General features: G+C 53.3%; 12 protein-coding genes. 4 read left to right on the top strand and 8 right to left on the bottom strand.

Going from position 1 to position 12,440, the window contains the following annotated elements; translation table 11 throughout:
- Positions 1 to 624: 624 nt before the first annotated feature.
- Both AC1RVX_RS14215 and AC1RVX_RS14210 read right to left on the bottom strand, forming a co-directional pair.
- A complete protein-coding gene (locus AC1RVX_RS14215) occupies positions 625 to 879 on the bottom strand; it encodes a HipA domain-containing protein (protein ID WP_493217248.1) in 255 nt (84 codons plus the stop codon).
- 250 nt (positions 880 to 1,129) lie between these two features.
- Positions 1,130 to 2,071 carry a LysR substrate-binding domain-containing protein gene (locus tag AC1RVX_RS14210; protein ID WP_493217540.1) on the bottom strand — a complete coding sequence of 314 codons (942 nt, stop codon included), beginning with the start codon at positions 2,069 to 2,071 and terminating at the stop codon, positions 1,130 to 1,132.
- A 106-nt stretch (positions 2,072 to 2,177) separates the two neighbouring features.
- On the opposite strand from AC1RVX_RS14210, the gene dsdA reads away from it, so the two are divergent.
- Positions 2,178 to 3,524 (top strand): D-serine ammonia-lyase, encoded by a 1,347-nt coding sequence (gene dsdA, locus AC1RVX_RS14205; protein WP_493217247.1) that lies wholly within the window; start codon positions 2,178 to 2,180, stop codon positions 3,522 to 3,524.
- Positions 3,525 to 3,767: 243 nt separating this feature from the next.
- Here the strand turns inward: dsdA and AC1RVX_RS14200 are convergent, their stop codons facing one another.
- A complete protein-coding gene (locus AC1RVX_RS14200) occupies positions 3,768 to 5,663 on the bottom strand; it encodes a hypothetical protein (protein ID WP_493217246.1) in 1,896 nt (631 codons plus the stop codon).
- Between the two features lie 35 nt (positions 5,664 to 5,698).
- Positions 5,699 to 6,706, bottom strand: coding sequence for a ferritin-like domain-containing protein (locus tag AC1RVX_RS14195; protein ID WP_493217245.1), 1,008 nt, complete (start codon positions 6,704 to 6,706; stop codon positions 5,699 to 5,701).
- A gap of 2 nt (positions 6,707 to 6,708) precedes the next feature.
- Between AC1RVX_RS14195 and AC1RVX_RS14190 the strand changes: the two genes are divergently transcribed.
- Positions 6,709 to 6,837, top strand: coding sequence for a hypothetical protein (locus AC1RVX_RS14190; protein ID WP_493217244.1), 129 nt, complete (start codon positions 6,709 to 6,711; stop codon positions 6,835 to 6,837).
- 884 nt (positions 6,838 to 7,721) lie between these two features.
- Here the strand turns inward: AC1RVX_RS14190 and AC1RVX_RS14185 are convergent.
- Both AC1RVX_RS14185 and AC1RVX_RS14180 read right to left on the bottom strand, forming a co-directional pair.
- Entirely contained in the window at positions 7,722 to 8,135 is a 414-nt protein-coding gene (locus AC1RVX_RS14185; protein ID WP_493217243.1) for a VOC family protein, read from the bottom strand.
- A 312-nt stretch (positions 8,136 to 8,447) separates the two neighbouring features.
- Positions 8,448 to 9,005, bottom strand: a complete 558-nt coding sequence (locus tag AC1RVX_RS14180; RefSeq protein WP_493217242.1) for an ester cyclase — start codon at positions 9,003 to 9,005, stop codon at positions 8,448 to 8,450.
- Positions 9,006 to 9,106: 101 nt separating this feature from the next.
- Between AC1RVX_RS14180 and AC1RVX_RS14175 the strand changes: the two genes are divergently transcribed.
- A complete protein-coding gene (locus AC1RVX_RS14175) occupies positions 9,107 to 9,679 on the top strand; it encodes a PadR family transcriptional regulator (protein ID WP_493217241.1) in 573 nt (190 codons plus the stop codon).
- Between the two features lie 124 nt (positions 9,680 to 9,803).
- Here the strand turns inward: AC1RVX_RS14175 and budA are convergent, their stop codons facing one another.
- Together budA and AC1RVX_RS14165 are read right to left on the bottom strand one after the other, a co-directional pair.
- Complete coding sequence (gene budA / locus AC1RVX_RS14170; RefSeq protein WP_493217240.1) at positions 9,804 to 10,586, bottom strand: acetolactate decarboxylase; 783 nt, start codon at positions 10,584 to 10,586, stop codon at positions 9,804 to 9,806.
- A 109-nt stretch (positions 10,587 to 10,695) separates the two neighbouring features.
- Positions 10,696 to 10,911, bottom strand: coding sequence for a hypothetical protein (locus AC1RVX_RS14165; protein ID WP_493217239.1), 216 nt, complete (start codon positions 10,909 to 10,911; stop codon positions 10,696 to 10,698).
- A gap of 210 nt (positions 10,912 to 11,121) precedes the next feature.
- On the opposite strand from AC1RVX_RS14165, the gene AC1RVX_RS14160 reads away from it, so the two are divergent.
- The gene (locus AC1RVX_RS14160; RefSeq protein WP_493217238.1) at positions 11,122 to 12,432 is read left to right on the top strand and encodes a glycoside hydrolase family 28 protein; all 1,311 of its coding nucleotides are present in this window, start codon (positions 11,122 to 11,124) and stop codon (positions 12,430 to 12,432) included.
- Positions 12,433 to 12,440: the final 8 nt, after the last annotated feature.

Genomic DNA, 12,440 nt, shown 5'->3' with positions numbered 1-12,440 from the left:
GGAGATTGATCATGGATAACTATCACTACGAGATTGATCTATAGAATAATGAAGCAATTTCGGTGGTGATTAGTCAACTGCGCCAAACCACATTTAATCGCGTTCTTCTCTGATAGGAGAGGTTGAATGTATTGATTCATACTCAAATTCCCCCCTACGTTTAGCGCGCGATTCTACTTAACTTGATGAGTAGGAGACTAGAGTGATAAAGACGGGATTACTCGCCATTAATCGACTCTGGCATATTCTTGACCAGATTTCATGACAGAGATCGCCAGACTACTGGACATCTCCCGCAACACTGTCCGGAGCCATCTGCTCTGAAATAACAGAGTCGACCTATGCGGAGCGACAGGCAACGAGTGTATCGATAAATATGCACTGCATTCCAAGATGGCTTAAACCAAAGCTGGCAAAAACATTGGAATCGGCGCAGTTTGTAACAACTTCATCTTAATTTAAAAGAACTGGAATTTGAAGCGTCATATAAACGTGTGGCAGCTTTTGCCAGTATGCGCATGGTGGATCAAACTGACAGGAACAATTCAGCTAGCAAACGAACAGTCAAAGTTTATTAGAATTATGGAGCAGACTAATCTGAAACACGCAATAAATTAACTACATCTAATGACTTGTCGTCGCGTCTATAACATCGAAATTGCCCAATAATTCGTTCACTTTGATGCGGCGAAGCAGCTCGAACAAATCCTGCTCTGCGGTGGAGGACGCGATCTGCAGCACAGCACTGATCACCGCATAGTTGCCCTCATAATTGGATTCCAGCCGCAATTCCAGCTCTTGTGCGAAGTCTTCCATATGCAAGCGACCCGTTGGCGTGGCGGCATTGCGATCGAAACGACTAACTGTAGCGACCTGCATTCAAAAACGCTCCAACCTGCATTCAGCGGCTTTTTCGACCGGAATTAACTGCGACCGGCGCCCACCTCAAACCAGAGATAGCAGCGAACCAGCAATAACTGCGACTGACCGGACGGCGCTGGCCAGCCACGGCACTAGCACGCGCGGCCCTATGTGGCCGCTATATCGGTAACCCCGCAGCCTACATGCGCTCGCGGATTTCTGCCGCGCCCCTACCGCAACAAAGCCGTGCCGATTGATACTTGGATAACTAGATTGCTAACAACTGCTGCCGCAGTTCGCTGAAGCGGCGGCACTCCTCCTTCAGCCATTGGGAAAACACTGCCACACGCCGGTCGTCTTCGCGCTGCACCAGCAGCATATAGCGCGCGGGTGCCCGTATTAGTCGGCCGAACACGTTAACCAGCCGGCCGCTCTTGATCTCGTCGAGAACCAGGGCGGTGCGTGCCATAGCCACGCCCTGGTGATTCAATGCCGCCCCGATGGCCAGGATCGACAGGTTGAATTGCACTCCGCCGAGCTCCCCTAGCCAGTCGGGGCGCTCCGCCTCCAGCCAGGTTCGCCATTCGATGAACTCGGGCGCCCCGGCCCATGGAGCGGAGTCATGTAGTAAGGTGACATCCCCGATCCACTCCCCTGCGGCGAACTTGGGGTGGCGTGCAAGGTATTCCGGGCTTGCCACCGGCATCAGATATTCGTCGAGGATCGGTTCGGCGTGCAGGATCTCATATTGCCCCGGATCGAAGCGGATCGCGACATCAATGTCGTCAGCGCTCATGGCATGCTGGTCCAGCGCTTGGAACTCTGCCTTTAGGCGCACCGTGACTTCAGGCTGGAGACGGTGGAAGTCGACCAAGCGGGGCATCAGCCATTGCAAGGCGAAGGATGGCAGGCAGTTGACCTGCAGCGGACTGTCCAACGTGCCCAGGCGCTTGAGTGTCTGTTCGATATCGAGAAAGGCCCTGGCTGCACATTCGAACAGCATTTCGCCTTTGACGGTGAGTATCAGGTTCCGATGCCGGCGAAAAAACAGCGGATAGCCCAGACGTTCCTCGAGTTGCCGGATCTGCTGGCTAACCGCGCTTTGGGTGAGATTCAGCGCCTCTGCCGCCTTGGTGAAGCTGAGCAAGCGTCCCGCCGCTTCAAAGCAGCGAAGGGCGCCGAGAATCGATGAGTTGAGTTGCATTCGAATTAGTATAGCTAATGGAAACAGTAGAAAATATCACTTTTCGCTGGAGGCCTGTAGTCTATAGTTATAACACGATTACCAATGAAATTCACTCGCTAGGCTACTTCTCATGAATACTATGTTGAAAGCATTCCCCCCTGATCTATTAGCACAACTACAGTCTCGCGTACCCCTGCTGTGGCTCAATCCCCGCTTGGGCAGCGCCATGCCCGAGGATGCACCCACGGTTGCCGACGTGCTTACCGCCGAGACCAGGCTTGCGCGCTGTGCCGGGCTGATGTCGGTGCTCTTCGGGGAACTGGAAGCCCGCGGCGGCGTGATCGAATCCGAACTGGTCGAGGCGGCGCGCATGCAGCGGGCCATGGGAAGCGTTCCGGAGCGCGACGGTACCTGGTTCATCAAGGCTGACCACGCGCTGCCCATCGCCGGTTCCATCAAAGCCCGTGGCGGCTTTCATGAAGTGTTGGCGCTAGCTGAGTCCATCGCCGTGGCCCATGGCGTACTTAGCCTCGATGGCGATCGGAGGCAGCTCGCATCCGAACCGGCGCGCGCCCTGTTCGCGCGCCATACGGTAACTGTCGGCAGTACCGGTAATCTAGGCCTGAGCATCGGCGTGATGGCTGCCGCACTGGGCTTCAAGGCTGTCGTACACATGTCAACTGATGCCAAGATCTGGAAAAAGGATCGTCTGCGCATGCGAGGCGTGCAGGTGGTCGAGCACGACGGTGATTACGCGGCGGCGGTGGCCGCCGGGCGAGCACAGGCACAGGTAGCCCCGCACTGCCACTTTATCGATGACGAACGTTCGCTCATGCTGTTTCTCGGCTATGCCGCCGCGGCCCGGCATCTCGCTATGCAACTGGCAGAAGCAGGGCGCACTGTCGATGCCAGCCATCCGCTCTTCGTCTATTTGCCCTGCGGTGTCGGCGGTGCGCCCGGCGGTATTACCTTCGGCCTTAAGGCGCTGTTTGCCCAGCATGTTCACTGCTTCTTCGCCGAGCCGGTTGCCTCGCCCTGCATGCTGGTACAGCTGGCATCGCAGCAGAACGCCCCTCTCTCGGTCTACGACATCGGCCTGGACAATCGCACCGAGGCCGATGGCTTGGCGGTGGGGCAGGCTTCTCATCTAGTGAGTCCGCTGATGGCAGCACAGTTGTCCGGCGTCTTCACTGTGAGTGACCAGCAACTGTACGCTCAACTGCTCCAAGTGTTGCAAGCAGAGGGGATTGAACTCGAGCCTTCGGCTGCGGCTGGCGTTGGTGGGCCAGCGTGGCTGAGCAGCAGCAATGACGGCCGTGATTATCTGCGCCGCCACGGACTGGAGCTGGCCGGCGCTACCCACATCATTTGGACCACCGGCGGAGCGCTGGTGCCGCAGGAAGAGCACCAGCGCTTTCAGGATCATGGCAGGAAGATAAGCGAGCAAAGCAAACCATGCCAGAGCCATATCGGCTAATACCAAGCCATACACATAATAAATAAGGAGACAAGACACCATGAACCAGTCTGAAACAGCTACACGCATCGCTGACCCGGCCGCAGCCGCGTCAACCTTCCATGATGCCACCTACCGCAAGGTCGCCTTGCCCTGCATTCATCTGTGACGATGAGGGCGCAGGCTCTTGAACAAAAGCCTGCGACTTGCCTTGGTGCTGCCTGCGGTACTTCTCTCTATTTCACTTCTCTGTTTCACCTCTCCCTATTCATTATCGACATTGCGCAAGCGGCGGCTTAGCTCGGCAAAATTGGGCTTGCCGTTTGGCTGTTGCTGGGGCGCGATGCTGGCACCGACTGGTGCCGGTGCTGGTGCTGGAGTGGCAGTGGCCACCGTGCGGATGCTGACTTTTTCTGCCAGGTCGACTGGATGGGGCAGGGCTTGCGTGAGGAAGTTGTTGAGCAGGCTGCGCTGGCCGACTGTCATGTCGCGGGTAACGGGCATGAAGAGGTAGCTTTCAAAGGCTTTTGGGTCAGTCAGGCGATGCAGGATGCTGGCGTAGTTGTGGACTTGCACGGGGTTGGCCAGGTCTAGCCAGTTGTCCATGCAGGGGGCCATGGCGTTCCAGTTGATGAGGACGTTTTTATACACATTGTCCCAAGTTGGGGGCAGGGCGGCGGTGGCGCTGTCGGCGGGCAGCACGCGCACGTAGGCATAGGTGTAGGTCTGGGTATCAATGCCGTTGGTCAGGTCGGGTGGAGGCAAATTTTTGCCAAACAGGGGAAGGTAGGCATACACCTGGCCGGCGCTGGCGTCGGCGCTGATGACGAGCTGGCCCTGGGCATTGGTTTTGAGTTCTTGCGTGCCGGTGATGGTTTGGCCAGTAGCATCGGTTTGATAGACGGTGATGTCGCTGATTTCGTGAAGGGGTTTGCCATGCAGGTAGACTTGCATTTTGGTGTTGCCAGTCGGCCCCTGGTCGAGATAGAGGTTAGGGCTTTGCGGGATGATGCGGGTCGCCGATTCGCTCAGCAACAAGCCTTCTTTGCTGCTGCGTAATTGCCAGTCGGCCAGTTCGGCATGGGCCAGGTCGGCGGCGCTTAAGGCTGGGTTGAGAGGCAGGCTGACGATGCCGGCGCTGGCTTCATAGGCGTGGCGGTCATACTGGGGGTAGTTGAAGCTAGCCAGTTGGTATTCTTTTTTGCTGGCGGCATCGACAGCCACCACTTGCAGTGTGCCCAGGTTTTGTTTGATGAGGTCAGCACCAGTTTCGCTGATGCTGTTGGAGAGGTCGAGGTTGACATGGCCACGGTCTATGCGGGCATGGGCAGTGGCGACAAAGGCTTTGGCATTGGCATCGGGCAGGAGGGCGCGGTCACTCGGTTCGTGCGTGGCTTCGCCCTTACGCCAGACGCCGATGGTGCCGACGATGAGGCTGCGGGCGGGATTGGGCTGAAAGCCTCCGGCCTGCAGTTTTTTGTAGAACAGATCGCGCTGTTTTTGTACTGGTATGGGGATGCCATTTTGCAGCGTGGGGTCATCAAAATAGATGGTGCGGTAGGCATTGAAGCTGACCAGCAGGCCAAGTGCGTCGGGCTCATGCAGGGCTTGCTGCAGCGCGTGCAGGGCATCACTGCCGTGGCTGTCGATAGTGAGGCCAGCAGTGGCAAAGGCGGTTTGCCAATTGACAGAGGCGCCGCCAGCAGTAAAGCCGAATGAGTTGCGGTTAAAGTTGATGTAGCGGGCGGTGAAGCGTTCATTGCGCGGGGCGACAATGCGGCAGCCGCCGTCTATGCCAAAGCGCAGCGTGTCAAAGAATAATTGTGAGGTGCAGGAACCATACGGTTCCAGGTCAACCAGCATGGCGTTGAGGAGAGCCGGTGCGCCGCATAGTTTGTCGGTGGTGACCGCGCCATGGCCGAGGTCAACGGCGGTGACGCTGGTCTCAAAGAAGGCGGAACGGTGGGTGCCGTCCGGGTTCCAGTTGCCACCTTTGGCAGCTTCGATAGCGGCCTGGCGGAACTGATTCATGTTCTCAGTTGGTGTCAAGACGGGTTGGGCGGTGTCTTCATTATAGAACTTGGGGTAGTTGTTGGTGACGATGGGGTCCCAGGACATTTGTCCCTTGAAGTGAATGCGTGGTAATTGCAGAATGCTCATGCTGTTTCTCCCGTGATCGTTGCGGTGTGCCGTGTTCAGGCAGCGTGGTAGATGAAGGCCGGGCCGGCCACTTTGCTCTTGTCGGCCAGCGGTGTCTGCAGGACGTGGATGGCGGCCATGCGCAGGTCAAACATGCGGCGTACGGCAATGCCAAGCTGGGCGGCATCGCCATTCAAGGCCAGGTTAAGACTGTCGACCATGCCGGTGTAGGCAACGGTGCAGGCTTGCTGGGCGGCGCGGGCGGCATCTGGCTGTTTGCTGTAGTCGAGCAATTGTGGGTCGGCAACGGCAGGGTAGGATTTGCTAAAGTCGACGCCTAGCGGCTCGCCCCAGGCAAAGCCAGGTTTGGCTGGGATGCTGGTGAGCACCTGGTTGCGGTAGATTTCTTCAAAACGGTAGAAATGCGCGAGTTCATTGCTAAAGTCGAGCGGGCTGGTGCTGGTGGCTTCGCCTTCTGAAACGATGACTTGGATGGCGCGGTGGGCATCGGCATAGTTGTTAACGGGAAAGATCTGGCCAGGGAAGAACTGGGCATCGCTGATCTGGTTGCGGTTGATCTGCCAGGCAGTGGCCGGCAGGGTTTTCAGGTAGGCATCAAGGGCTTCATAGAACTGGCCTATGGTGACAGCCTTGGTGGCAGTCAATGTGGTCATTTTGAGTTGTGGAAAGTCGATCGGGTCGACTGGCATTTCTATGTCCATACCCTGTTGCATGGCGTCCTTGCCAAACGGCAGCAGGTGCAGGGTCAGCACTTTGCCGTCAAAGCCAATGTCGCCAGGCAGGGGGCCAGGATAAACCGGTGCCACCAGCTTGGGGCTGCCGCCGAGTGCATTGAGGATGTTGGCGCCCAGGCAGAGGTGGATCATTTCCTGATGGGTAATGGTTTGCAGGCGCGCCATGGCGGGGGCATTGCTGCCCGGCAGTATGCTGAGCTGAGCATACAGGTAGGGCGGCAGGGTGCCAAATTCAACGTTGATGGCGGTCTGCAGCATGGCCTGGGCATCGGCGACGCTGGCAATGGGATTGAGTAGCAGGCGTATCATGCTTGTCCCCTGCTGGAGTGGGGGTGGTGGTGGCTGGCAAGAATCAAAGAGGTGTTCATGGCGCTTCTCCTATAGCTGGCAAGGTGGTGTCGCGGGTGGAAAGGATGGAGCAAAAAGCAGGCTGGCCATAAGGCCAGTCTGTTGCCTGCCTGCAAGCTACCTACCGCCTCTTACAAAGGCAGCAGACAAGCGGCAGGCAGGCTAGTAAAAAATTAATATAATGACTTTACTATATGATAATAAAAACGCCAGCATTATTTTGCTAAATTTGCATTAATGAGCCATTTGGCAACATTTGAGGCGAAGCAGGCTGGTTTTCAAATCCTTCGCGGCAAGCGCTGTACGATTCCCGCCGTGCTGTTGATCGGGTATTCATGGTGGTCTGCCGTGTGTTGTTGAGGTGTGGACGTGCTGTTTACCGCTGGAAAAATACGGTTGTTATTCCTTGTAGACAGGTGGCGAAGGATGAGCCGCGAGCTGGCTCGTGAGTGTGCCTACCAGGCCGGATAAATTGCTTGACTGCTGCATCTATCTGGAAGGGGGAAGGCAATTTGATTAAAAAAAGTCTGTCAACATGCCTTTGGAACGCTGCATCTGGGGGCCGGGCGGAGTAAGTGACTGCTGATGGTGCCTATGACGGCACGCCCACCTACCAAACGATCGCCGGTTCAGTATCTGGAAGACTGGAGGAAGAAACAAAATCAAGAGAATCTGGCTGCATGACATTCACCTGATGGTGAACTAATTACCGAGGGAAGCTCAGTTGATATTCTGTTCTGAGCGCTGTCAGGTTAATTTTGTAAACGCCTTGCCAGATTTTTGATTTGCAAGGCGTGTTACTTTTATAGACACTTGTTCATGTGCGGGTCATGGTAGCAACAGTTTTGTGTAAGCTATCTTCCGGCTTTACATCTATTCTGAAGTTTGGGCGTCAGACACCTTGGATTCACAAATGATTTACAGATGTGTGATCTGCTGCAGGGCATCTGAAAGAAACACTTGTGATAGTCGCTGACTAAGGTTGCGACACATTCACCATCCACGACAAACCAAAGCGATCGACCACCATGCCGGACAGCGATGACCAGAAGGTCTTTGCCAGTGGCATTTGCACCGTTCCGCCATTGCTGAGTGCGGCAAACAGGCGTTTGGCTTCATCATCATCTTTGGCTGCCAGGTTAAGTGTGATGCCCTTGAAATCCGGTTGGCTCAAGGTTTCTACACCGTCAGTTAACATCAGTGTGGTTTCGCCGATACGAAATGAAGCATGCATGATTTTTTCCGGGTCTGAAGAGACTGTCCGTAGCGTCGGGTCAGGGCTGTCTTTCCAGCGCATCATGACGATCACCTCAGCGCCGAGTGCTTCGGTATAAAATTTGAGTGCTTTTTCACTATGGCCACCAAAGGCCAGAATTGCTTCAACTTGCATGGTAATTTCCTTCGCAATTATTGAGTGACTTGAAAATGACAATTCCGTTACAGAAGGCGTGATCACAGATCAGATGTTGGACGGGCTCTATTACAATCTGTGCGGACTGTTGATGACTGGCTGTTCTCCAGTTTTCCTGTTTTACTTGGCAAGTTTAGTCAGGAAATGGGACGTGACCAAACAGGTCGGACCTATTGTACAAGCAAATACGGGGCGTTGCGCTGACCTGCTATTAACTCAAAACGCCCTTGACGTTAGCATATTTGGCTTGGAAATCCAGACCAAATATGTCGTTAATGCAGGGTAAGCTGTTTATTTGCTCTTCAATTGTTCCAGGAGTGCACTGACATCTTCCACATGGTGATTCGCTACAAATTTATTGTCTTTGATTGTGAAAATATCGACGCCGACAAAGGACACTTTGTTTCCAGTTGGAGGGGATGAAAAGAACGGGCCGGAGTGTGTGCCAGTGAACGTAAAATAAACCAGCACCCGATTTTCACTCATGGGTTCAATCATTGTAAAACTGCGCTTTCCGTCTGGAAAACCGTCTGACAGATTTTTCAGCAGGTTCAATACGCTTTGCTTGCCACTGACGCCAGGCGCACTCTTGCGGGGTGGATAACTTTGATAGTTCTCATCAAAGAAGCTGGATATGGCTTCCTCACTGTATGGTTTCGTCTCGGCTGCCTGATAAAAGGCCCGGACCATATTTTCATCGTTATTTGCGGTAGATGTGGCATGTACTTCGGGATGCATAGTGGTCTCCTCTGGAGTTCTCGCCCAAGGCGTTGATGGAAAAATTGACGCATATGTGACGGCAATCAAGGCAATGGCTGGAATTTTTTTCAAAAAAACAAGTTTCTTCATATGATTTCCTTTTAGTATTCATATGCAATTTGTTGCATATGAATACTACCATGGCAAATATGGCTATGCAATAAGTTGCATAGTTGTGATATTCTTCAATCATGGCCCTCGCACACGCAATCCTTTCATCTCTCCTGAAGCACCCAAGTAGCGGTTACGAACTGGCGAAAGAATTTGATCGTGTCGTCAGTCATTTCTGGAACGCGACGCACCAACAGATTTACAGAGAGCTTGCCAGTATGGAGCGGGATGGCCTGGTGACGGCAGAATTGATCGAGCAAAAAGATCGTCCCAACAGTAAATGGTATTCCATCACAGACCAGGGGCGGCAGATGTTGGCGGCGTGGATAGCCCAACCGATAGGCGTATCAGCCATGCGCGAGGACTTGCTGATTAAACTCCGGGCAGAATCACTGGTCGATCACCATGTATTGATTGAAGAAATAGAGCGGCATCGACAGATTCATCTGGATAAGCGAGAATTTTATGAGTCGGTGATTGCGCGCGATTTTCCGGACGTGAAGACGTTGTCGTCAGCAGCGCTGGCGGACTATCTGGTAATTCGTTGCGGGGTTCGTTACGAGTTAGCTTATGTCGATTGGTGTGATGAGGCGATTGCAGCACTGAATGCGCAGCTCAGTACAAAACTTTCTAGTGTCACACAAGCAGAATAGTTCAACCATCTCGGCCATTACATCGCAACGGCCTTTGTTTTAGCGATGTGGATATACCAGGTGCTCCAGTCAGCGTCATGTCGCAGGTATGCGTTAGCACCGACTGGAGACTACCAAGCTAGGTTTAATCCTTCCGCAAGCCCTCAACTGCCTTCAATTCTTTCGACCGGTCAACAGTTTGATTGGCCGTGGCGAACTGATTGTTGGTTGGCAGTTTGATTTCTACACCAGATACCGCTCCGACCTTGATTGTGCCCTGGCTAAGGTTGAGTGCCAGCACGTGGCCGCCGGCTTTGCGGTCGTTGGAAAGATAATGCCAATGGTAACCGGGTACATTAAAACCCTTGGCAAAACCAGGGCTGCGAAAGGCGACCAGTACGCCTTTGGTGTTGGTGAAGTGGAACAGGGTTTGCGTCTTGGTGACTTCGGCCAGTGGTTTGTAGGGCTTGTCCTGTGGCGCAATGGCGCGTGTGGTTAGCTCTTTAAAATCACCTTCCACCCGGATCGCATAAAAAAGATTTTTATTTTCCAGACGCTGATCCAGCATTTCTTCCAATTCTTTCATGCTGGTTTCTTTGCTGACGTCATAGCGATAGTCAGTGTTGAATTTGGTGACCACGGCAAACGGTGTCAATTGCGTGCCGCTGGCTTTTACTACGGTGCCATCGGCTTTGAACTGGAAGACTTCGCCATCAAGGACGATCATCTCGCCATCAACCCGGTTGAAGGTGCCGATACCAAAATCGCCCTTCAGTTTAAGTTCATCGACTGTCAATTCACCTTCATAGGCACCAGCTAACAGCGCATCTATGGTGGAGTAATGAAACGCTTTAGGCTCTTGGGGTGTTTGGGCGTAACTTAGTGTGGCGACGAGGAAAAGCAGGGATGCAAGACTCAGATTTTTCATGTTTTTAATAAATATTAGCGTTGATAAGGCATGTGGATGATAAAAGAAGTGTAACCGGGCCTGGCCAAAGACAATGCTGTTTATGGTTAAATAATCAATGCGCATTATGCTATAAAACCATGGGGAGGCGTGAAATAAAATCATGGCGGATACCACAATCCGCGCAGTACGCCATATCACCATGCTTACATGGATTGGTGTTTTGTTTTGACAGTTGCAGTCTTTCAATGAAAATCGGCAACTCTTGTGCGTCAAAGAATTGCGAAAACCACCAAGTCGGATAACGATTCTTCCCACCAGTGGTCAAAGCCATGGTCTGTTTCATTTTCATCTGATAGTCTTTTCAAAGTCGAAGCAGATGCTGTTCTGACGGTGGTATCACCATTTGCAAGACTTTAAATATAGACGACCGTGCGACCTCGGCCATTGCTTGACAATGGTCTTCGTTTTAACGGCGTGGAGTACGCGAGGTGCTCCAGTTAGCGTCATGCATGCAGGCATGCGTATTAGTAATGACTGGAGACTATCAATGTACATGTTCACTTCCGTTCGGGCTCGTCAACACATCCTGAGTTTGCAAGTATTGGCTGGAGTTGCGGCCATCACTTCCTTGGCTAACCTGGCACAGGCACAGGATACGCGTGACGTGCACGAACCAGTGATACCGCCCGCATGCGCGGTGTTGCTTGCAGAACCTCTCGCACTCAATCGCAACGATGCACCACGTATTCAGGCTGTGATGGATAAATGTGCTTCGGGTCAGGCAGTGCATTTGGCACCCGGCAATGGCAACACTTCATTTACATCTGGTCCACTGAAGTTGCGTTCCGGTGTAACGCTGGTGGTGGACGCTGGCGCTGTATTATATGCCAGCACCAATCCTTTGCTGTTTGACCGGGGTGCCAAAACCTGTGGCACCAACGATGAAGCAGGAAAAGGCTGTCAGCCATTTATTAGCGTCGAAGGCGTACACGGCACAGGTATCATGGGCGAAGGTGTTATTGATGGCCAGGGTGGCCAAGTTATTGAAGGCAAGAGTGAAACCTGGTGGCAAATTGCACGTCGGGCACAGGCAGAAAAACAGCGTCAGAACGTGCCACGCCTTATCCAGTTGGACAAGGTGCAGGATTTCACCATGTACCACATCACCTTGCGTAACTCCCCCAATTTTCACGTGGCGATGAATCGTGTTGATGGTTTTACCGCCTGGGGTATACGCATCGATACCCCACATGATGCCCGCAATACCGATGGTATTGATCCAGGTGCATCGCGCAATGTGACGATTGCGTATAGCTATATCCGCACTGGTGACGACAACGTTGCCATCAAAGCGGGCAGCAGTGGGCCTAGCGAAAACATTTCCGTGCTGCATAATCATTTTTATAGCGGCCATGGTATGTCCATCGGCAGTGAAACCAATGGTGGCGTGCACAATGTATTGGTCGACGACCTGGTGATGGATGGAACCACATCTGGTCTGCGTATAAAGAGCAATGACAGGCGCGGCGGCATCGTGGCTGGCATCGTGTACCGTGATGTTTGCCTGCGTGATATACGCTGGCCGCTGTATATCAATACCCAATACGAGCCAGGCGCTGCGGCGGGTCATTTAATTCCATCTTATACCGATATCCGCATGGAAGCCGTGCATAGCCTGACCCCGGGGCAGGTGATACTGCAAGGGTATGACGAACAGCATCCGTTACAGCTTGCGCTGAAAGACGTGGTGGTTGATGGCAAGCCAGTCATCAAACTTGAATTTGCCAAACTGACAGGGCAACTCAATACCCCTGGCGCACAGTCACTTAATTGCAAAGATCGCTTTGTGCCGTTTCCACAATAGTCGTTAAG

This window comes from Undibacterium sp. GW821-FHT11B02, assembly GCF_058808955.1.
The sequence above is the reverse complement of the archived record's forward strand: the minus strand, read 5'-3'. Positions and strand labels throughout refer to the sequence as shown.

Excerpts from the sequence above, each read along its gene's own strand:
- AC1RVX_RS14175 (WP_493217241.1), top strand. The coding sequence starts at position 9,107 with ATGGCCCTCGCACACGCAATCCTTTCATCTCTCCTGAAGCACCCAAGT.
- budA (WP_493217240.1), bottom strand. The coding sequence starts at position 10,586 with ATGAAAAATCTGAGTCTTGCATCCCTGCTTTTCCTCGTCGCCACACTA.
- AC1RVX_RS14200 (WP_493217246.1), bottom strand. The coding sequence starts at position 5,663 with ATGAGCATTCTGCAATTACCACGCATTCACTTCAAGGGACAAATGTCC.
- AC1RVX_RS14195 (WP_493217245.1), bottom strand. The coding sequence starts at position 6,706 with ATGATACGCCTGCTACTCAATCCCATTGCCAGCGTCGCCGATGCCCAG.
- AC1RVX_RS14185 (WP_493217243.1), bottom strand. The coding sequence starts at position 8,135 with ATGCAAGTTGAAGCAATTCTGGCCTTTGGTGGCCATAGTGAAAAAGCA.
- dsdA (WP_493217247.1), top strand. The coding sequence starts at position 2,178 with ATGAATACTATGTTGAAAGCATTCCCCCCTGATCTATTAGCACAACTA.
- AC1RVX_RS14160 (WP_493217238.1), top strand. The coding sequence starts at position 11,122 with ATGTTCACTTCCGTTCGGGCTCGTCAACACATCCTGAGTTTGCAAGTA.
- AC1RVX_RS14215 (WP_493217248.1), bottom strand. The coding sequence starts at position 879 with ATGCAGGTCGCTACAGTTAGTCGTTTCGATCGCAATGCCGCCACGCCA.
- AC1RVX_RS14180 (WP_493217242.1), bottom strand. The coding sequence starts at position 9,005 with ATGAAGAAACTTGTTTTTTTGAAAAAAATTCCAGCCATTGCCTTGATT.
- AC1RVX_RS14165 (WP_493217239.1), bottom strand. The coding sequence starts at position 10,911 with ATGAAACAGACCATGGCTTTGACCACTGGTGGGAAGAATCGTTATCCG.